Annotated in this window: 1 protein-coding gene; it reads right to left on the reverse strand. The window is 70.8% G+C overall.

Annotated features, from left to right (window positions below):
* On the reverse strand, positions 1-662 hold a 662-nt coding region (locus tag D7X55_RS39890), incomplete at its 3' end, for a general secretion pathway protein GspE (RefSeq protein ID WP_121725714.1).
* Positions 663-838 lie beyond the last annotated feature (176 nt).

Raw genomic sequence — 838 nt, forward strand, 5'->3', positions numbered from 1 at the left:
CGCGGAGCCTTGGGGACCTTGGGCTTGGGCGTGGAGCCCAGGATGTCCTCCAGCACCTCCGCGCCATCGACGCCCGAGTCGCTGGGCGGCGGCGGCGGCAGGTCCCAGTCCAGCGCCGGCGGCGCGGGGGGCCTGGGCGGACGCGCGGCGGCCGGCGGCGACGGCAGGATGTCCGGCGAATCGTCCTCGTCCATGTCCATCGGTTCAGCCTCCACGATGTCCAGGGGCTCACCCCGGCCGCGCGCCAGCGCCTGTTCCATGTCGTCCGTCGCGGCGACGAATACCTTGAGCGGCTTGCGCAGCTGGAAGCGCAGCTCGTCCACCAGCATCAGGTTGCCCGGGTCCTCCACGGCGACGTGGATCTTCTCGCCGCGGCCCTCCTGCTCCGCCGCGAAGAGGAGCACCCGGTGCTCGTTCTGGAAGTCCATGGACACCAGCGAGGACACCGCATGCGGGATGTACTCGGGGATCTCCACGAACGGCAGCTCGTGCTGCGCCGCGAGCGCCCGCGCGATGTCCCGGCCCGTGCACAGGCCCATGGACACCAGCACCTCGCCCAGCTTGCGCCCCTGGCCGCGACGTCCGGAGGCCAGGGCCTGCTTCACCTGCTCGTCCGTCACCACTCCGGCCTGGACGAGGAGTTCACCAATCTTCTTGCGCATGGCCGGGGGCTACCGCTTGACCTTGGCGAGGTATTCCTCGCGGGAGAAAACGCCCTTCTCGATGAGCAGCTCCACCATGGCCTTCAGCGCCGCGACCTCCTTGCGCTGGACCTCCTCCACGCTCTTGAGCAGCTCCGCGGGGCTGCCGGAGGCGGCCTGACGGGGTGCTTCCGGCG

This window comes from Corallococcus sp. AB049A (assembly GCF_003668885.1).
In the GTDB taxonomy this organism is placed as follows: Bacteria; Myxococcota; Myxococcia; order Myxococcales; family Myxococcaceae; genus Corallococcus; species Corallococcus interemptor.